This window comes from Lentzea sp. NPDC036949 (genome assembly GCF_055608075.1).
Genome location: NZ_JBVJRA010000003.1, coordinates 401,315 through 419,654 on the forward strand (window position 1 = coordinate 401,315; position 18,340 = coordinate 419,654).

General features: G+C 71.7%; 20 protein-coding genes and 1 riboswitch. Of the genes, 14 read left to right on the forward strand and 6 right to left on the reverse strand.

The features are described from left to right. Nucleotides 1–2 precede the first annotated feature (2 nt). Complete coding sequence (locus ACZ7CD_RS11370; RefSeq protein ID WP_470378837.1) at nt 3–512, forward strand: hypothetical protein; 510 nt, start codon at nt 3–5, stop codon at nt 510–512. Here the strand turns inward: ACZ7CD_RS11370 and ACZ7CD_RS11375 are convergent. Continuing rightward, the gene (locus ACZ7CD_RS11375; RefSeq protein WP_470378838.1) at nt 444–905 is read right to left on the reverse strand and encodes an SRPBCC family protein; all 462 of its coding nucleotides are present in this window, start codon (nt 903–905) and stop codon (nt 444–446) included. The genes ACZ7CD_RS11370 and ACZ7CD_RS11375 overlap by 69 nt on opposite strands. 59 nt (nt 906–964) lie before the next feature. On the opposite strand from ACZ7CD_RS11375, the gene ACZ7CD_RS11380 reads away from it, so the two are divergent. Next, nucleotides 965–1,504 (forward strand): TetR/AcrR family transcriptional regulator, encoded by a 540-nt coding sequence (locus ACZ7CD_RS11380; protein WP_470375498.1) that lies wholly within the window; start codon nt 965–967, stop codon nt 1,502–1,504. Here ACZ7CD_RS11380 and ACZ7CD_RS11385 read toward each other — a convergent pair. Continuing rightward, the gene (locus tag ACZ7CD_RS11385) at nt 1,501–3,588 is read right to left on the reverse strand and encodes a TIR domain-containing protein (protein ID WP_470378839.1); all 2,088 of its coding nucleotides are present in this window, start codon (nt 3,586–3,588) and stop codon (nt 1,501–1,503) included. The genes ACZ7CD_RS11380 and ACZ7CD_RS11385 overlap by 4 nt on opposite strands. Before the next feature lie 134 nt (nt 3,589–3,722). After that, nucleotides 3,723–4,655 (reverse strand): M28 family metallopeptidase, encoded by a 933-nt coding sequence (locus ACZ7CD_RS11390; protein ID WP_458430738.1) that lies wholly within the window; start codon nt 4,653–4,655, stop codon nt 3,723–3,725. 133 nt (nt 4,656–4,788) lie between these two features. On the opposite strand from ACZ7CD_RS11390, the gene ACZ7CD_RS11395 reads away from it, so the two are divergent. From ACZ7CD_RS11395 to ACZ7CD_RS11415, 5 genes are all read left to right on the forward strand, one after another. Beyond that, nucleotides 4,789–6,267, forward strand: a complete 1,479-nt coding sequence (locus tag ACZ7CD_RS11395; protein WP_360390472.1) for a potassium/proton antiporter — start codon at nt 4,789–4,791, stop codon at nt 6,265–6,267. Between the two features lie 72 nt (nt 6,268–6,339). Then, nucleotides 6,340–6,454: riboswitch (SAM riboswitch) on the forward strand. Nucleotides 6,455–6,488: 34 nt separating this feature from the next. Then, a complete protein-coding gene (locus tag ACZ7CD_RS11400) occupies nt 6,489–7,820 on the forward strand; it encodes an aminotransferase class V-fold PLP-dependent enzyme (protein ID WP_458430739.1) in 1,332 nt (443 codons plus the stop codon). Between the two features lie 23 nt (nt 7,821–7,843). After that, nucleotides 7,844–8,563, forward strand: coding sequence for a signal peptidase II (gene lspA / locus ACZ7CD_RS11405; RefSeq protein WP_360390466.1), 720 nt, complete (start codon nt 7,844–7,846; stop codon nt 8,561–8,563). Between the two features lie 41 nt (nt 8,564–8,604). Then, on the forward strand, nt 8,605–9,489 hold the full coding sequence (locus ACZ7CD_RS11410) for an RluA family pseudouridine synthase (RefSeq protein ID WP_360391465.1): 885 nt from the start codon (nt 8,605–8,607) through the stop codon (nt 9,487–9,489). A gap of 84 nt (nt 9,490–9,573) precedes the next feature. Beyond that, nucleotides 9,574–10,182: an NAD(P)-dependent oxidoreductase gene (locus tag ACZ7CD_RS11415; protein ID WP_470378840.1), complete on the forward strand. Its 609-nt coding sequence runs from the start codon at nt 9,574–9,576 to the stop codon at nt 10,180–10,182. On the opposite strand, the gene ACZ7CD_RS11420 is transcribed toward ACZ7CD_RS11415, so the two are convergent. After that, nucleotides 10,156–11,055, reverse strand: a complete 900-nt coding sequence (locus ACZ7CD_RS11420; protein WP_458430742.1) for a LysR family transcriptional regulator — start codon at nt 11,053–11,055, stop codon at nt 10,156–10,158. The genes ACZ7CD_RS11415 and ACZ7CD_RS11420 overlap by 27 nt on opposite strands. 24 nt (nt 11,056–11,079) lie before the next feature. On the opposite strand from ACZ7CD_RS11420, the gene ACZ7CD_RS11425 reads away from it, so the two are divergent. Continuing rightward, nucleotides 11,080–11,844: an inositol monophosphatase family protein gene (locus ACZ7CD_RS11425; RefSeq protein WP_470378841.1), complete on the forward strand. Its 765-nt coding sequence runs from the start codon at nt 11,080–11,082 to the stop codon at nt 11,842–11,844. Nucleotides 11,845–11,978: 134 nt separating this feature from the next. Here the strand turns inward: ACZ7CD_RS11425 and ACZ7CD_RS11430 are convergent, their stop codons facing one another. Next, nucleotides 11,979–12,830 carry an AsnC family protein gene (locus tag ACZ7CD_RS11430; RefSeq protein ID WP_470378842.1) on the reverse strand — a complete coding sequence of 284 codons (852 nt, stop codon included), beginning with the start codon at nt 12,828–12,830 and terminating at the stop codon, nt 11,979–11,981. Nucleotides 12,831–12,986: 156 nt separating this feature from the next. On the opposite strand from ACZ7CD_RS11430, the gene ACZ7CD_RS11435 reads away from it, so the two are divergent. Both ACZ7CD_RS11435 and ACZ7CD_RS11440 read left to right on the forward strand, forming a co-directional pair. Then, nucleotides 12,987–14,192: a cytochrome P450 family protein gene (locus tag ACZ7CD_RS11435; RefSeq protein WP_360390453.1), complete on the forward strand. Its 1,206-nt coding sequence runs from the start codon at nt 12,987–12,989 to the stop codon at nt 14,190–14,192. Between the two features lie 64 nt (nt 14,193–14,256). Continuing rightward, nucleotides 14,257–15,459, forward strand: a complete 1,203-nt coding sequence (locus ACZ7CD_RS11440) for an adenosylmethionine--8-amino-7-oxononanoate transaminase (protein ID WP_470378903.1) — start codon at nt 14,257–14,259, stop codon at nt 15,457–15,459. On the opposite strand, the gene ACZ7CD_RS11445 is transcribed toward ACZ7CD_RS11440, so the two are convergent. Beyond that, nucleotides 15,432–15,674 carry a glutaredoxin family protein gene (locus tag ACZ7CD_RS11445; protein ID WP_360390450.1) on the reverse strand — a complete coding sequence of 81 codons (243 nt, stop codon included), beginning with the start codon at nt 15,672–15,674 and terminating at the stop codon, nt 15,432–15,434. The genes ACZ7CD_RS11440 and ACZ7CD_RS11445 overlap by 28 nt on opposite strands. Nucleotides 15,675–15,710: 36 nt before the next feature. Here ACZ7CD_RS11445 and bioD point away from each other — a divergent pair, with 36 nt between their 5' ends. The 4 genes from bioD to ACZ7CD_RS11465 all read left to right on the forward strand — a co-directional run bounded on the left by bioD (nt 15,711) and on the right by ACZ7CD_RS11465 (nt 18,322). Further along, nucleotides 15,711–16,430, forward strand: a complete 720-nt coding sequence (gene bioD, locus ACZ7CD_RS11450) for a dethiobiotin synthase (RefSeq protein WP_360390448.1) — start codon at nt 15,711–15,713, stop codon at nt 16,428–16,430. A 70-nt stretch (nt 16,431–16,500) separates the two neighbouring features. Further along, complete coding sequence (bioB, locus tag ACZ7CD_RS11455) at nt 16,501–17,517, forward strand: biotin synthase BioB (RefSeq protein ID WP_360390446.1); 1,017 nt, start codon at nt 16,501–16,503, stop codon at nt 17,515–17,517. Further along, nucleotides 17,517–17,714, forward strand: coding sequence for a biotin synthase auxiliary protein BsaP (gene bsaP, locus ACZ7CD_RS11460; RefSeq protein ID WP_360390444.1), 198 nt, complete (start codon nt 17,517–17,519; stop codon nt 17,712–17,714). Before bioB ends, bsaP begins: the two co-directional genes overlap by 1 nt. A 14-nt stretch (nt 17,715–17,728) precedes the next feature. Beyond that, nucleotides 17,729–18,322: a DUF2567 domain-containing protein gene (locus ACZ7CD_RS11465; RefSeq protein WP_360390441.1), complete on the forward strand. Its 594-nt coding sequence runs from the start codon at nt 17,729–17,731 to the stop codon at nt 18,320–18,322. The last annotated feature ends 18 nt before the right edge of the window (nt 18,323–18,340 follow it).

Here is an 18,340-nt window from a genome sequence, read left to right on the forward strand (position 1 = left end):
GGATGTCGACCGGAAACGGCCCCGTCCCGTGTGCACGGCGGAAAACGATCGCGGGCACCGATGACGGCGCCACCTACCAGGTCGAGGACTTCGACGACGACGGGCGGGTCGTCGCCACCCGGTACGGCGCGCGGGACGAGCCGGTGCTCGGGCAGGTCTGGGACGCCGCCGGTGAACGCAGCACCCTCCAGCCGCCGGCCGGTCACCGCTACACGGTGGTGCGCTCGGCGCGGGCCGGATACGTCGTCGGCTTCGCCGCCGAGGACGGGTGGGGCGACCCGGTCGGTGTGGTGTGGGACGTGCGACGTGGTGGGGCTGACGTCCGGGGCTCCGCGGCGGTGCGGCGGGTGGTGCGGGTGAGCCGGTGCCCGCGGGCATCTACGAGAAGTTCGCGGACACGGGTGCGTTGTACGGGCGCGCATACCGCCGTGACCCGCCCGGCCTCACACCCGCACTGCGCGACGCTTCGTCAGCATCTCGAGGCCCTGTCGCAGCAGCCGCACCCAGGGTGACCACCGGGCCGGGCGGGCCGGTTCGCGGCCGGCTGCGCGTTCGCAGGCGTCGAGGAGGTCCTCCAGGCAGGCGTCGTGCAGCCACCGCACCGCCAGCGCCCAGCGCAGGCGGGTGAGCGGGGCGAACTCGCCGACCAGTTCGTGGGTCAGGACGGTGCCCGCGGCCGAGAACGTGTGGGTGCCCTCGCCGCTGGAGAACGCGAAGGTGATCGACGAACCGGGGATGAGCTCCATGCAGTGGTAGCGGATCGGGCCGTGGCCGCCGTCGGCGCCGACGCCGAGCGGGCGGTCGAACTCCTGCCTGCCCCAGGCGGGTGGCCAGAGCTCCTGGATGCGTTCGACGAACGGACCGGCCGGCACGCCGAGGTCCCGCGAGTGGACGTTCCTGATCATGGTGATCTCCCTCCATGCGGTGGCGTATGTTCTCGGAACGTACGGTAGCGTATGGAAGCGTGGTGCGGAGGACTCGTGACGACTGGACTGAGAAAGCGCTGAGAGCGTTGGCGGAAGGCGGGCTCAGCGCCGTCGCCATCGAGCCGCTCGCTGCCAGGGAGGGCGCCACCAAGGGCAGCGTCTACCACCACTTCAAGAGCCGGAAGGAGTTGCTCAGGGCCACCGTCGAGCGGTGGGAGCGCGAGCACACCGAGAAGGTCATCGAGCTGGTCGAGGCGGAGCTGACGCCGGAGGCCAGGCTCAGGACGTTGTTCGCGACGGTGCTCGACCGCACCCACAAGGGGTCGGTGGAGATGGCGTTGCAGGCCGGCGCCGACGACGAGGTGATCGCGCCGGTGCTGCGGCGGGTCACCGAGAAGCGGATCGCCTACCTCGCGGTGCTGTTCGAGCAGCTCGGGTTCGCGCCGGAGCAGGCGAGGAAGCGGGCGTTGATCGCGTTCAGCCTCTACCTCGGGCAGGCGCAGATGTGGGTGACGTCGCCGGAGCTGGTCGAGCCGGTGGTCGACGAGGCGGTGGAGGTCCTGCTCCGGCGCGGCTAGGGCAGCCCCACGAGGTGCACCGACATGGCCGCCATCGCACCGGCCGCGGCCGTCAGGGCCGGGAACACCGTCCAGGCGTCGGTCCGGGTGCGCGGTGGTGGCCCGCCCGCGACGACGAGGGGGAGCCAGCGGGTGCGCAGGGGCAGGTAGAGGGCGAAGAGCACGGTGTCGGCCAGCAGCACGACCAGCAGCACCAGCGCGATCGGGTACAGGACCGCGGGGTTGCCGCGGCCGGGCTGGACGCCGTCGACCGGGGTCCACAGCAGTGACACCGCCACGCCGGTCCACAGCGCGAAGAGCAGCCAGGCCGACCAGTAACCGCGGCGGAAGGCGGTCGCGGTGCACCGCCGCGTCACCACCCCGCGGTTCAGGGCGGTGTGGCGCCAGACCAGCAGCGCCGCCAGGGCGCACAGCACGGCCGACTGCCAGGCCGACGGGTGGAAGGCCAGGTACACCACCGCGAAAGCCGCGGCGAACGCGGGCAGGGTGCGGCCGTACTGCAGGAACGCGCGGACCTCCGGCGGCGCGAGGAACCGGTTGGGGACGAGCGGGGTCGGTGCCATGCCGTCCTCGACGGCGGCCGCGGCCGGTGAGCGCAACGACGACAGCAGGAACAGCAGGGTGTCGGAGCGGCGTTCGCGGAAGTCGAGCCACTGGTGGCGGCGCAGGTCCTCGTCGTCGGCGGGCAACACGAGCGGGTCCAGCAGCACGCCGATCGCGCCGGACCCGAGCGAGCGGATCGCCTCGGCCGCCTCCTCCCACGGGACCTGCGCGCTGACCAGCACCAGGGTCCAGCGGGGCGAGGAGGACGTGGTCAGGCCCGCGCGCAGGCAGGCCGCCCTGATCTCGTCGGCGACCGGCTCGTCGGCGGGCGCGAGGCACCGCACCCCGACGGACGGCCCGTCCCGCGACTCGGACGGGACGCCGCGCTGCGCCAGGAACTGGGTGAGGACCAGCCAGGGGTTGCGGCCCTTCCGGTCCGCGGGAAGTGCCTCGTGGTAGGCGGGCCAGCCCGCCAGGAGCTCGCGGTGCTCGGCGCGGGTCATGGGCGGCAGGCGGGTGCGGCGGGTGCCCGAGCCGGTCGGCAGCCACAGCCGCAGGACACGGGAGCGGAGCACCAGGGCCGTGCCCGCCAGACCGCACAGCACCACCACGACCAGCAGCACGGTGATCGTCTCCAGCGCACCGGCCACCTCCGGCGGGATGGCGTACAGCTCGTAACGCAGCGACCGGTCGAGGAACACGTGGTCGGGCAGCCCCGGCAACGGCACGGTCCCCACGACCACCTGCGCCACGTAGCCCAGCGCCAGCGCCGATCCGGCGGCGGAGGTGAACGCGAACAGCAACGCGCTGGACCGGCTGCGCCGCCGCGGCAGACCGGCGCCCGCGAGGACCACCCCGGTCAGCGCCGCGAACACCATCGCCGTCAGGCCCGTGAACAGGAACAGCATCGTCAGCCAGTACTTCTGCCGCAGCGCGAGCAACGCGCTCTGCCGGGTCCACCCGGTGCCACTGAACGGGTCGAACGTGAGCCCGGTGATCCGCACGTCCGTCACCGCCAGCAGCGCGAACGCCCACCCGAGGACGGCGGTCGTCACCACCAGCAGCAGGAACACCGCGAGCACCGGCACCGGCATCCGCGGCCACCCCCACCGGCTCGGAAGTGGCGCGCTGCCACCGGGTTCGGCCCGTCCGGACGCGATGGCGGCCGCGAGCCCGGCGGTCCGGTCCCAGAACCGGGTGCGCAGGTCGTGCACCGGCAGACCGGCTAACTCCTCCGGCAGCACGGCGGCCTCGACCACTCCGAGGTGCACGGGGATGCCGCGCTCCAGCGCGCGCGTCCACTCGTGGCGCACGTACGCGGAGGCGAGCGCGGCCGGCGACACCAGCAACAGCAGCGCGTCAGCCTGTTCCAGGCCCTCGTCCAGTGCCGCGGCCCAGTCCGTGCCCGGCCGCAGCCGCTGCACGTCGAGCCACGGGTCGAGGCCGGCCCGCGCCCCCAGCACGGCCGCCGCCTCCTCGGCGAAGTGGAACTCCCGCCGTGAGTAGCTGATGAAAACCCGTTGCGCCCCCACCCCGGTCACCGGCCCATGATCGCGGTCGGGCGCCGCCGCGAACAGGGGCAAACGCAGCAGGGGTGCACTGGAACCGGGCCACAACGCCGCACGGCCGCACCGGGGCAGGACCCGGTGCGGCCGTGCGGGTGTTCAGAACGCGATCAGGCCGCCGTCGCCCACAGGGTGTAGGCGATCACGTCCGCGTTGCGGTCCAACGCGGTCGCGTTGACGTTGGCCGAGGTGTCGCAGGACCGGTGGTAGCACCGGTCGAACGCGACACCGGAGGAGCCGCCCCACTTCTGCGCCTGGGCCGAGGTCTTGATGCCCTCGGCGCCGGTGAACGTGCCACCGACCGGGATGCCGGCGCGGGCGAACGCGGCGTGGTCGGACCGGCCGCCGACGCTGGTCAGCTCGGTCTGGACGCCGATCGAGGAGAACCCGGCCTGCAGCCGCTGCTGCAGCGCGAGGGAGCCGGAGGGCTGGCCGGACGCGCTGTAGACGAAGTAGCCGGGGTTCGGCGAGCCGGTCATGTCGAAGTTCAGGTAGGTCTTGATCTTCGAACGCTCGGTCGTCGACAGCGAGTTCACGTAGTACGTGGAACCGACCAGGCCGAGCTCCTCCGCGCCCCACCAGGCGAAGCGCAGGTGCTTGGTGGGAGCGAACCCGGTGGCCTTCACCTGGAGGGCGACCTCCAGGATCGAGGCGGAACCGGTGCCGTTGTCGTTGATGCCGGGACCGGCGCTGACGCTGTCGAGGTGACCGCCGAGCATCACGACGTTGTTCGCGTCGCCGCCGGGGTAGTCCGCGATCAGGTTGTAGCCGGTGGCGCCGTTGCTGGTGAACGACTGGACGCGGGTGGTGAAGCCGGCCGCGTCCAGCTTGCCCTTCACCCAGTTCACCGAGGCCAGGTAACCGGGCCTGCCGTGGGCGCGGTTGCCGCCGTTGGCGGTGGCGATCGACTGGAGCTGGTTCAGGTGCGCCTGGACGTTCGCGACGCTGATGTCGGGTGCTGCCAGGACCGCCGGAGCGGCCGCTTGCGCCGGCGCGGTTCCGGCCACCGTCAGGGCGGCCGCCAGCGCGATCAGGATCCTCATGGTTCAACTCCGTGCAGGGTAGGGATTGAGCCACTGATCAACATGCTCTGCCGTGCATGAGCCGCGCTAGGGGCGAAGGTCGGTTTCGCGTCGGATTAGTTCAACTCGGTGGTGATCAACCAGAATGGTCCGGGTGGGTGATGTCACGGTTGTCCTGGGCGTCGGTGCCGCGGTCCTGCTGATCTCCGTGATCGCGGTCCGGGTGTCGATCCGCCTCGGGCTGCCCTCACTCCTGCTGTACCTGGGCATCGGCGTGCTCCTGGGCGAGTCGGTGCTCGGCATCGACTTCGAAGACGCCGGCCTCACCCAGTCCCTCGGGATCGCGGCGCTGGTGCTGATCCTGACCGAGGGCGGCCTGACGACCCGGTGGCACGCGGTCAAGACCTCGCTGTGGCTGGGCGTCGCACTGTCCACAGTGGCCGTTGCGGTGAGCGTCGCCATCACCGGAACCGCGCTGCACCACCTGCTGGGTCTCGACTGGCGGATGGCGCTGCTGTGGGGCGCGGTGCTGTCGTCCACGGACGCGGCGGCCGTGTTCAGCGTCCTGCGGTCGCTGGGGGTGGGGGCACGGCTCACCGGCGCGCTCGAGCTGGAGTCCGGCCTCAACGACGCGCCCGTCTACATCGCGGTCGTGCTGCTCGCCTCGTCCGACCAGATCTCGTGGACGGCACCGCTGCTGGTGCTCTACGAGCTGGGAGCGGGCGCGCTGATCGGCGTCGCGCTCGGCTGGCTGGGCGGCACGGGACTGCGGCACGCGGCCCTGCCCGCCACCGGCCTCTACCCGCTCGCCACCGTCGCCGTCTGCGTGATCGCCTACACCGCGGGCGACCTGGCGCACGCGTCCGGTTTCCTCGCCACCTACGTCGCCGCGCTGGTCCTGGGCAACGCCCGGCTGCCGCACCGCGCCGACACCCTGTCGTTCGCCGAGGGGCTCGGCTGGCTGGCCCAGATCGGCCTGTTCGTCCTGCTCGGCCTCTACGCCTCGCCGTCCCGGCTGCTCGACGTGCTGGTGCCCGCGCTGATCGCGGGCGTGGTGCTCACGTTCGTGGCGCGCCCGCTGTCGGTGGTGCTGTCGTTGCTGCCGTTCAAGGTGCCGTGGCGGGAACAGGCGTTCCTCTCCTGGTCGGGGCTGCGCGGCGCGGTGCCGATCGTGTTCGCGCTGATCCCGCTCATCCAGGGCGTCGAGGGTGCGCGCGAGCTGGTCGACGCGGTGTTCCTGCTGGTCATCGTCCTCACGGTGGTGCAGGGCACGACGCTGCCGTTCCTCGCGCGGCGGCTCGGGCTGGTCAACGCGAGCGAGCCGCAGGAGGTCCAGGTCGACTCCTCGCCGCTGGACGAGCTCGGCGCCGAGCTGCTGCAGGTGCACATCCAGCGCGGGTCGAAGCTGCACGGCGTCTACATGACCGAGCTGCGCATGCCCACCGGCGCCACGGTGAGCCTCGTGGTGCGCTCGGGCAAGAGCTTCACGCCACTTCCGACGACCCGGCTGCAGACCGGCGACCAGTTGCTCATCGTGACCACAGAAGAGGCGCGCGACGCCACCGAACGGCGGGTTCGCGCCGTGGACCGGGCCGGTCGTTACGCGCGGTGGAAGGGCGAGACCGGCGAATAGTCGGTCCCCGACGCTTCTCACGATGTGATCAGGTGTCGACGGATCGTGACGCGCCCGCTAACGTCGTCGGCAGGTCATGAGAGCCAGCGTCAAGCCCAAGCTTGCTGGCCGGCAACCCTCCAACCGCGGTGGGGTGCCCTTGGTGAGGACCTGGTCCGGCGCGCAGGGCGCCGGTCAAGCGCGGGCCTCCGAGAAGGCCCCCCGGCCCAGGAGGCAGCTCGATGACGCTCGCGATCACCCCGGACACCACCACCAAGGTTCCCGCCGTCGTCGGTTCCGACCTGCGCGTCCCGCTGGTGACCGGAGAGCGCGTCACCTACGCCAACCTCGACCACGCCGCCTCCGCCCCCTGCCTGCGGGAGGTGCGCGACGCCGTCGACGAGCTGCTGCCCTGGTACGCGAGCGTGCACCGCGGCGCCGGCTTCGCCTCCCAGGTGTCGACCCGCGTCTACGAGCAGGCGCGTGACCGCGTCCGGCGGTTCGTGGGCGCCCGCTCCACCGATGCCGTCGTCTTCACCCGCAACACCACTGACGCGCTGAACCTGCTGGCCCGCAGCGTGCCCAAGGGCACCGCGGTCGTGCTGTTCGACAGCGAGCACCACGCCGCGCTGCTGCCCTGGCGCGGGCCGAACGTGCAGCGCATCTCCACTCCTTCCTCGTCCGGCGCGGCACTCGTCGCGCTGGACCGGGCGTTGGCCGCCGCCCCGGTCGGTCCTCGGCTCGTGATCGTCACCGGGGCGTCCAACGTCACGGGGGAGCTGTGGCCGGTCGCCGAGCTCGCGAAGGTCGCCCGCAGGCACGGCGCCCGCATCGCGCTCGACGCCGCGCAGCTCGCCCCGCACCGCCCGATCGACGCCCGTGAGCTGGGCGTGGACTACCTGGCGTTCTCCGGCCACAAGATCTACGCGCCGTTCGGCGCCGGTGTGCTCGTCGGCCGGTCCGACTGGTTGCAGCAGGCCCAGCCCTACCTGGTGGGCGGCGGCGCCACGGCGAAGGTGACCGACCACGGCGACCGGCTCGGCGTCGCGTGGTCCGCGGTGCCGGAGCGGCACGAGGCGGGCAGCCCGAACGTCATCGGCGTGCACGCGCTGGCCGCGGCCTGCGAGATCCTGTCGCGGCACTGGGAGCAGACGATCGCGCACGAGCAGGAGCTGCTGCAGCGGCTGCGGGACGGCCTGCGCGCCATCCCCGGCCTGCGCGAGCTCTCGATCCTCACCGACGTCGACCGCGTGGGCGTCGTGAGCTTCACGGTCCCCGGCTTCGACGCGGGCTTCCTCGCGGCGGCGCTGTCGGCCGAGTACGGCGTCGGCGTGCGTGACGGCGCGTTCTGCGCCCATGTGGTCGTGGGACGTCTGGTGAAGAAGGCCGGTTCGCACGAAGACCGCGCCGTGCGCGCGTCGATCGGTCTCGGGACGACGGCCGAGCACGTGGACCGTTTGGTGGCCGCGCTGCGCACTCTCGTCACCGAAGGTCCGAAGTGGACCTACGCGCAGCGCGACGGCCGCTGGGTGGCCGAGGACGACAGCCGAACCCTGCCGCCGTTCCTCGCGTAGTCCAGGTAGTGGACAATGACCTGGTGAGTGACGAGTCCAAGGCCCCGGCGAAGGCCGCTGACGAGACTGCCGAGGAGCAGCCCAGCGCGCCGGAACCGGTCGCGGAACCGCAGGTCGCGCCTGTGGTGACCGCCGAGGCCGAGGACCGGCGCGAGACCGAGCAGCCCGAGCGGGCGCTGACGGTCTCCGAGCCGGACGCCGAACCCGAGTTCTCGATCACCGGCTCGCTGCCGGAGCCGCGGACCACCTACCTCGCGGTGCTGGCCGCCGGTGTGCTGGCGCTGGACGTCCTCACGAAAGTCCTCTCCGTGGCGTTCCTGGAGCGGTCAGAGCCGATCCAGCTGTTCGGCGGGCTGCTGCACCTGACGTTCGTCCGCAATCCCGGTGCCGCCTTCGGGCTGGCCGAGGGGTGGACGTGGATCCTCGCGCTGATCGCGTTCGGGGTCGTCGGGTTCATCACCTGGATCGCGCGCGACCTGCGCTCGACGCCCTGGGCGGTCGGTCTCGGGCTGGTGCTCGGCGGCGCCGTCGGCAACCTCGCCGACCGGCTGTTCCGCGCGCCCGGCCCGATGCGCGGCCACGTGGTGGACTTCCTGTCGTTGTTCGACCCGTTCGGCCAGGTGTGGCCGGTGTTCAACGTCGCCGACATGGCGATCGTCTGCGGTGGCGCGACGATCATCGTCTTGGCGCTGCTGCAGCACGACTACGACGGGACGGTTCACAAGGAGAAGATCGACGCGTGAGCGGATACCGAACGCTGCCCATTCCCGACGGTCTGGACGGCATGCGCGTCGACGCGGGCCTCGCGAAGCTGCTGGGCCTGTCCCGCACCGCGGTGGCCGCCATCGCCGACGCCGACGACGTGCTGATCGACGGCCGGGTCGTGGGCAAGTCCGACCGGCTCACGGCCGGCGCGATGCTGGAGATCACCCTGCCGGCCCCGCCGCAGCCGGTGACCGTGCAGGCCATCCCGGTCGAGGGCCTGGTCGTGATCCACGAGGACGACGACATCATCGTCGTGGACAAGCCCGTCGGCGTGGCCGTGCACCCCTCGCCGGGCTGGACCGGCCCGACCGTCGTGGGCGGTCTCGCCGCCGCCGGTCACCGGGTCGCGACCTCGGGTGCCGCGGAGCGCCAGGGCGTCGTGCACCGCCTCGACGTCGGTACCACCGGCGTGATGGTCGTCGCGAAGTCCGAGTCGGCGTACTCGGCGCTCAAGCACGCGTTCAAGGAGCGGACCGTCGACAAGGTCTACCACGCGATCGTCCAGGGCCACCCGGACCCGATCAAGGGCACCATCGACGCGCCGATCGACCGGCACCCCAAGCACGACTACAAGTTCGCCGTGATGAACTCCGGCAAGCCGTCGATCACCCACTACGAAGTGATCGAGGCGTTCCGCGCGGCGTCGTTCGTCGAGGTGCACCTGGAGACCGGCCGCACGCACCAGATCCGCGTGCACTTCTCGGCGCTGCACCACCCGTGCGTGGGCGACCTGACCTACGGCGCGGACCCCACGCTGGCCAAGCGGCTCGGCGTGGCGCGGCAGTGGCTGCACGCGCGCCAGCTCGGGTTCCACCACCCCGGCACGGGCGAGTGGGTCACCTACACCTCCGAGTACCCGGCGGACCTCGCCGCGTCCCTGGAGCAGCTGCGCGAGGAAGGCTGAGCGCAGGCCGATTGCGTCTGGGTAAATCACCGGTTGACGACGTTTCATTTGATGTTGATCGGTGCCGCTCATAGCGTTCTCGGCATGAACCTCACCGTCCTCGCCGCCTCCGGCCGCACCGGCCTCGCCCTCACCCGGCAGGCCCTGGCCCGCGGCCACGCGGTCACGGCGATCGCCCGCGATCCCGGCAAGATCGCGCTCGACCACCCGGACCTGCGCAAGGTCGCGGGTGACGTGGCCGACCCGGCGAGCCTCGCCGTCGCCGGGGGCACCGTCGTCCTCTCCGGCCTCGGCACGGACCGGCCCGGTGTCCTGCTCGACGGTGCGAAGGCCGTCGTCGCCGCCGGACCGGAACGGGTCATCTGGCTCGGCGCGTACGGCACCGGCCCGTCGCGCGCGGCCGCCGGTGACGGTGCCCGTGTGCTGGAGAAGTTCCTCGGCGACCGGATCGCCGACAAGGTGGCGGCCGACGAGACCGTCCTCGCCGCCGGTGGCACGGTCTTCCACGCCGGTGTGCTCTCCGACGGGCCGCTCAGCCCCGAGCGGCGCACGGTCGGGCTGGACGCCGCGCCGCCGTTCGACCTCACCGCTCAGGTCAGCCGCGAGACCGTGGCCGCGGCGATGCTCGACGAGGCCGAGTCGCCGCGGTTCGCCGGTGCCGTCGCGCTACCGCTGGACCACCTCGGCGAATGACGCCCGCACCTGCTCGCGCAACCACGCGTGGGCGAGGTCGGAGTCGTAGCGCTGGTGCCAGTTGCAGTTCACCGGTGCCGGCGGCGACTCGACCGGCAACGGCAGGGTGACGAGCCCGAACGCCTCGATCAGCGGGCGGCACAGGATCGCCGTGGTGGTGACCAGCGCGTGGCTCGCGACCGCGATCTGCAGTGCGGAGTGGACGGTCGCCACCGTCGCGATCACCCTGCGTTGCAAGCCTTCCGCTGCCAACAGGTCGTCGATCGGCGCGGTGAGCCGGCCGCGGCGGGACACCACGACGTGCGGGTGTGCCGCGTACGCCGGGAGGTCGAGCCCGCCCGCGCACGGGTGGTCCGGGCGCAGCGCGACGGCCAGCGGGTCGTGGCCGAGCGTCTCCGACCGGAACTCCGGCAACGCCGGTGCGCCGCCGCCGAGCTCCAGGTCGACCCGGCCGTGCCGCAGGTCGTCGGTGTCACCGGAGTGCTCGGCGAGCACCCGCAACCGCACACCGGGTGCCCGTTCCGCGACCCGGGCGACCAGCGCCGGCACCAGTGACGAGGCCAGCGCGTCGTGGCACCGCACGGTGAACGTGCGGTCCAGTTCGGCCAGGTCGAGCGCACGACTCGGTGCCAGCACGGCGTTGGCCTGGCGCACCAGCCGGTGCACCTCGTCGGCGATCCCGAGCGCGTACGGCGTCGGCGTCATCGAATGACCGGTGCGCACCAGGATGTCGTCTCCGGTGACCTTCCTGATCCGCCCCAGCGTGCGGCTGACCGCGGGTGACGACAGGTGCAGCCGTTCGGCCGCGCCCATCACGCTGCCCTCCTCGAGCAGGGCGTCGAGCACGGTCAGCAGGTTCAGATCCGCTTGCATGAACAGACATCGTATGGAGGAACCGTGAACGCGGAACTCGTCGCGGCCGTTCGCCGCGCAGGAGCCCGGATGCTCAAGCGCTACTCGCCGGAGTCGCGCGCCGCGGACCTCGACGCGGTCGTCGCCGGCGTGCGCGCCAACGACGCGGCCGTCGTCGACCTGCTGCGCCCCGAGCTCGCCGCGATCCGGCCGCGGGCGCGCTGGCTCGACGACGAACACGGCTCCGGCCCGCTGGAGCCGGGCGAGTGGTGGCTCGTCGACCCGGTGGGCGGCAACATGAACGCCGTCCACGGCATGACCGACTGGAACATCGGCGTGAGCCTCGTCCGCGACGGCCGCCCGGTGCTGGCCGCCGTGTACTTCCCGTTGTTCGACGAGATGTTCACCGCGGCCGAGGGCGAGGGCGCGTTCCTCAACGGGGTGCGGCTGCGGGTGTCCGCGAAGACCTCGCTGGACGGTGCGCTGGCCGGGACCGGGCAGGCCCAGCCGGGGCAGGGGCCGGAGATGGCCGACCGGGTCGGCGCCTCCTACAGCGCGATGGCGAAGGAGGCCCTGTGCGTGCGGATCTCCGTGCCGGTGACCCACCAGCTCGCCCAGGTCGCCGCCGGGCGGATGGACCTGCACTGGCAGTACGACAACGTGCGCGCGCACGCCGCCGGTGTGCTGCTCGTGCAAGAGGCGGGCGGTGTCGTCACCGACTTCGACGGCACGCCGTGGAAGCTGACGACCCGCGAATACCTGGCTGCCGCACCGGGCGTGCACGCGGCGGCGTTGACGGTGCTGTCCTGAGCAGGTCACCAATCCCCGCTCGCTCCGTCCAAGCTGCCTCAGCCCCTGGCTCCAACGGCGTCTGCAAGTACCGCCAACTCAACATCAACAGGCACTTTTCTACTACCAACAACGCGCGAGGCGCCTGCGAGGGGTCAGTCCTCGACGGTCCACACGAGGGTGTTGACGTCGACCTCGGGGCGCACGCTCCACCGCACCTGGGTGAGGTCCGTCGTGTCCGGCAGCACGAACACCGTGTGACCGCCTGCGGTCTCACCCGGCTGCACGCCGAGCTTGTGCGCGGGCCGCGAGGACAGCGACACCGGCGCCTTCGTGACGGTCTCGCCGGTCCTGGTCACGAGGACCAGGTACATGTCCGGCAACGAGGTGAACGGGACCTGCGAGGCGTTGGTGACCTCGGTGTGCACGACCACGGCCCGCTCACCCTCGGCCAGCTTGTAGCCGGCGGCGGTGAACAGGAAGTCGGCCGGGTCGACGACCTCGACGAGCTGGATGGACAGACGGGCGCCCTCCAGGCTGTCCGCCTCCAGCGTCGTGCCGACCTTGCCGGTGCGTGACATCGGCCGGGGCTGCGGCTGGTCGGCGCGGACCCAGCCCGCGGACTGCGGCGGGCCCCACGGGTTCGGCGGTTGCTGCTGCACGGGGAAGGGCTGGGACTGCGGGCCGGGCTGGGGCTGCGGCGGCGCGACCGGGTGCGGGCCGCTCACGTGGTGGGGTCCGCTCTGGTGCACGGCGTAGGCACCGGACGGGGGCGGGCCCTGGTAGTTGCCGTAGGCGGCGGCGTTCGCCAGCGCGCGCCGGATGCCGTTCGGGTCGCACTCCACGCCGACGAGCAGCGGCAGACCGCTGCCGGACAGGGTGATCAGGCGCATGGCGGCCTCGCGCGGGTCCATGCCCAGGCGCTGGGCGATCTCGTGCACGGCGGCACGGCCCGAGTCGGCGAGCATGGCCAGCAAACGGGCGTCAACGGGATCAGGGGCCACCACGAAAAGAACGCTACCCCCCGCTCCTGATCTTCGCGTCACCGCCCGGCCCCAGCGCGATCACGGTCACGCCGGTCCTCCGGGGGTGGCGTCACAGCGCGTACCGGATCGAGTGGGAAAGAGTGGCGAGCCAGGAGTTAACGGGGTTAACTGGGTGGGGTGACAACACTCACCAAGCTGCCCGACGACTACGTCCAGAACCCGCACGAGGCGCACGACCTGCTGCGCGCAGAGGCACCCGTGCACGAGGTCCACCTGCCCCGTGGACTGAAGGTCTGGCTCGTGACCCGTCATGAAGAAGCGAAGATCGCCCTCACCGACCCGCGGATCAGCAAGGACATCACGGTCGGGCGGTCCGTCTTCGACAAGCACACCCCGCCGGACGCGCGGCGCGGCGAGTTCGAGTCCTCGCTCTCGGTCCACATGCTCAACATGGACCCGCCGGACCACACCCGGTTGCGCAAGCTCGTCACCAAGGCGTTCACCGCCCGCCGCATCGAGCTGCTGCGGCCCCGCGTCAACGAGATCGCGGCAGAGCTCATCGCGCGGATGAACGACGGCGACGAGGTGGACCTGCTGGAGGAGTTCGCGTTCCCGCTGCCGATCACGGTGATCTGCGAGCTGCTCGGCATCCCGATCGACAACCGCGAGGAGTTCCGCGGGTGGTCGAACACGCTGCTGTCGTTCGGCACGCCCGAGCAGATCCAGCACGCCGCCGGCGCGATGGCGCAGTTCCTGTTCCAGCACGTCGAGAAGGTCCGCGCCGCCGAACCGGACGACACGTTCTTCTCGGCGCTGGTGCACGCCGACGACTCCGGTGACCGGCTCAACACCGAAGAGCTCGTGTCGATGGCGTTCCTGCTGCTCGTGGCCGGCCACGAGACGACGGTCAACCTCATCGGCAACGCCGTGCTGGCACTGCTGAAGAACCCCGACCAGCTGCAGGTCCTGAAGGACCGGCCGGAGCTGATCCCCGCCAGCGCCGAGGAGTTCCTGCGGCTGGAGGGCCCGGTCAACATCGCGACCTTCCGCTACACCACCGAGCCGATCGAGCTGGGCGGCGTGCAGATCCCAGCCGACGAGCTCGTCATGGTGTCGCTGATCGCCGCCAACCGGGACCCGGCCAAGTACGAGAACCCCGACCGGCTCGACGTGACCCGCTCCGCGCAGGGGCACGTGGCGTTCGGCCACGGTCTGCACTTCTGCCTGGGCGCGCCGCTGGCCCGGCTGGAGTTCGACGTGGCGCTCACCCAGCTGCTGGCCCGGTTCCCGGACCTGTCGCTGGCGGCGGAGCCGGAGACCCTGGCGTGGCGGGACAGCACGCTGATCCGCGGCCTGCTCACCCTGCCGGTCAAGCTCGCCTAATGTCACGCGGGTGGACGACCTGCTGAAGCTCGACCAGGCGCACGTCTGGCACCCGTACGGCCCGATGCCGGGCACCCAGGAGCCGCTGCTCGTCGAGTCCGCGGAGGGTGTCCGGCTCACGCTCGTCGACGGTCGCGAGCTGGTCGACGGCATGTCGTCGTGGTGGGCCGCGATCCACGGCTACCGGCACCCGGTCCTGGACGCGGCCGTCACCGACCAGCTGGGGCGGATGAGCCACGTGATGTTCGGCGGGCTCACGCACGAGCCCGCCGTCCGGCTCTGCGCGCGGCTTGTCGAGGTCACGCCCGCCGAGCTGCAGCACGTGTTCCTGTGCGACTCCGGTTCGGTGGCGGTCGAGGTCGCCGTGAAGATGTGCCTGCAGTACTGGCGTTCGCGCAACCGGCCGGAGAAGCGGCGGCTGCTCACGTGGCGCAGCGGGTACCACGGCGACACGTTCACCCCCATGTCCGTGTGCGACCCCGAGGGCGGGATGCACTCGCTGTGGCGCGGCGTCCTGCCGGCGCAGGTGTTCGCCGACGCGCCACCGGCGGAGCTGGACACCGCGTACGTGCAGCACCTCGCGGACGTGGTCGAGCAGCACGCGGACGAGCTGGCCGCGATCATCGTCGAGCCGGTCGTGCAGGGCGCCGGCGGGATGCGCTTCCACGACCCGCGCTACCTGCACGTCCTGCGCGAGCTCGCGTACACCCACGACGTGCTGCTGGTGTTCGACGAGATCGCCACCGGGTTCGGGCGCACCGGCGAGCTGTTCGCCGCCGACCACGCGAACGTCAGCCCGGACGTGATGTGCGTAGGCAAGTCGCTGACCGGCGGGTACCTGTCGATGGCCGCCGCGCTGTGCACGCCGCGGGTCGCGGACGGGATCAGCCGGGGCGAGGTGCCGGTGCTCGCGCACGGGCCGACGTTCATGGGCAACCCGCTCGCCTCGGCGGTGTCACTGGCCTCGATCGACCTGCTGCTGTCGCAGAACTGGAAGCGTGAGGTCGCACGCATCTCGGCCGGGTTGTCAGCCGGACTGGAGCCTGCGCGCGCGTTGCCGGGTGTGAAGGACGTGCGCGTGCTGGGAGCCATCGGTGTCGTGCAGCTGCACGAGCCCGTGGACATGGCACGGGCCACGAAGGCCGCGGTGGACGCCGGGGTGTGGCTGCGGCCGTTCCGCGACCTCGTCTACACGATGCCGCCGTTCATCAGCACGGACGACGACATCGCGCAGATCGCTCACGGGGTGATCGCGGCGGCCAGCTGAGTGTCGGACGGCTCGACCAGGAACTCGCCGTTCGGCAGCACCACGACGGGGATGTTCTTGCGGCCGGAGATCTCGACGGCCCTGTCCCGCGCCTCGTCGTCGTGCTCCACGTCGACGTAGGTGAAAGCCACGTTGTTGCGGGTCAGCCACGACTTGGCCCTGCGGCAGTCGCCACACCACTCGGCGCCGTACATCACGATCGGTTCATCAGCCATGCCGTCACCGTAGGTGAAGTTCTAAGGTGAGTGCCTGTGAGCGTGCTGGTGATCACCGGAACCGGGACAGAGGTCGGCAAGACCGCCGTCACCGCGGGCATCGCGGCGCTGGCCAGGGCAGAGGGCAGACGGGTCGCGGTGCTCAAGCCCGCGCAGACCGGTCTGCTGCCCGGCGAGCCGGGCGACGTGGCCGAGGTGGCGCGGCTGGCCGGCGACGTCACGACGCGTGAGCTGGCGAGATACCCCGACCCGCTGGCGCCGGCCACCGCCGCCAGGCGCGCGGGCATGGCCACCGTGCACCCCAAGGACGTCGCCGCGGCCGTGACGGAGCTCGACGCCGACCACGACCTGGTGCTCGTCGAAGGAGCCGGCGGGCTGCTCGTGCGGTTCGACGAGGGCGGTTCGACCCTGGCCGACATCGCGTGGGCGGTGAACGCACCGGTGCTCGTCGTCGCCCAAGCTGGGCTCGGCACGCTCAACACGACCGCGCTGACCGCCGAGGCGTTGCAGCGGCGCGGCCTGGAGGCCATCGGCGTCGTCGTGGGCAGCTGGCCGCCGCACCCCGACCTCGCGTCCCTCACGAACCTCGCGGACCTGCCGGAAGCGGCCGGTGCCCCGTTGCTCGGCGCGCTCCCGCAGGGGGTGACGAAGCTCGGCGCCCCGGACTTCCTGGCGGTGGCCAGGAGGTCGTTCTCGCCCTGGTTCGGCGGTGCGTTCGACCCGGACACGTTCGCCGCTCAGTTCGCGGTCCAGTGACCTACGTCGCTGCACGATGAAGGATTCAGTGCGGCATAGTGCACGCCAGGCCACAGGAGGAGGAGAGACAGTGACCGCAGCCCCGGAACGGATCGACGTGCTCGACGAGGCTCGTGAGCAGGTGCTCGAACGAGGAGTCGGCCTGTCCGAGGCACAGGTCCTGCGGGTGCTCGAGCTCCCCGACGACCGCGTCCCCGAGCTGCTCGCGCTGGCCCACGAGGTCCGCGAGCGCTGGTGCGGTCCCGAGGTCGAGGTCGAGGGCATCGTCTCGCTCAAGACCGGCGGCTGCCCGGAGGACTGCCACTTCTGCTCGCAGTCCGGCCAGTTCCCCTCGCCGGTGCGCTCGGCGTGGCTCGACATCCCCGGCCTGGTCCGCGCGGCGCGGCAGACCCGCGACACCGGCGCGACCGAGTTCTGCATCGTCGCGGCCGTGCGCGGCCCGGACAAGCGGCTGCTCTCGCAGGTCCGCGACGGCATCAAGGCCATCCGCGCCGACGGCAACGACATCCAGATCGCCTGCTCGCTCGGCATGCTCACGCAGGAGCAGGTCGACGAGCTCGTGGCGATGGGCGTGCACCGCTACAACCACAACCTGGAGACGGCCCGCTCGCACTTCCCGGAGGTCGTGACCACGCACTCCTGGGAGGAGCGCTGGGACACGCTGAAGATGATCCGCGCCGCCGGCATGGAGGTCTGCTGCGGCGGCATCATCGGCATGGGGGAGACGCTCGCGCAGCGCGCCGAGTTCGCGGTGCAGCTCGCGGAGCTGGAACCGGACGAGGTGCCGCTCAACTTCCTCATCCCCAACCCCGGCACGCCGTACGAGAACTACCCGGTCGTCGAGGGCGCCGAGGCGCTGCGCACGGTCGGCGCGTTCCGGCTGGCGCTGCCGCGCACGATCCTGCGGTTCGCCGGCGGTCGTGAGCTGACGTTCGGCGACCTGGGTGCGAAGCAGGGCATGCTCGGCGGCATCAACGCGATCATCGTCGGCAACTACCTGACGAACCTCGGCCGCCCGGCGCAGCAGGACCTCGACATGCTCGAAGAGCTGTCGATGCCCATCAAGGCGCTGAGCCAGACCCTGTGATGGTCACGACCGTGTACTGCTCGTTCTGCGGCAAAGAGGAAGCTGACGGCGACCACGCGTTCTGCCGTCAGCGGCTGTCCCTGATCGACCCGCCGCGCTACTGCGCCGAGTGCGCCCGCCGGATGGTCGTCCAGGTGACCCCGGACGGCTGGACGGCGCGCTGCAGCCGTCACGGCGAGACGACGTCGGCTCGGTAGTAACCTTCCGCGACATGGACGACATCGCAGCGCCGGTGCGCATCGAACCCGTGCCGGAGCCGCCGTACGTCTACCACTACGTCCGGCCGCGGCCGAAGGTCGTCGTGAAGCGCGACCTGCTGCCGGGGCTGTCGGTGCTGCTGACGACGTCCGTCTTCGGCATGGTGGCCGCGTTCCTGTGGGCGTGGCTCGCCCCGCCGCAGACGAAGGTCGCCTCCCCGCAGGAGGGTGTCGGCTTCCAGCCGTTCGGGGTGGAGAGCTACCACCGGCTGGACGCGCTGATGGTGTTCGTCGTCATCGGTCTCGGCGCGGGCACCGTCACCGGCATCGCGGTCTGGATGCTGCGCCAGCGCCGCGGACCGGTCGTGATGTTCGCGATGACGCTGGGTTCGCTGGGCGCGGCGGCGCTGATGCAGTGGCAGGGCACCAAGACCGTGGAGGGCATGTACCCGCAGCCGGCCACCGCCCAGCCCTACGACGTCGTGCAGTTCGCGCCGCAGCTGGAGACGTGGTGGGGGGTTCTCGCGTGGCCGTTGGCGGCGGCGCTGACCTACGGCTGCTGCGCGGCCTGGAACGGCCTGGACGACCTGGGACGGCGCCTCGGCTGAGGCGCCGCCCTCCGGCGG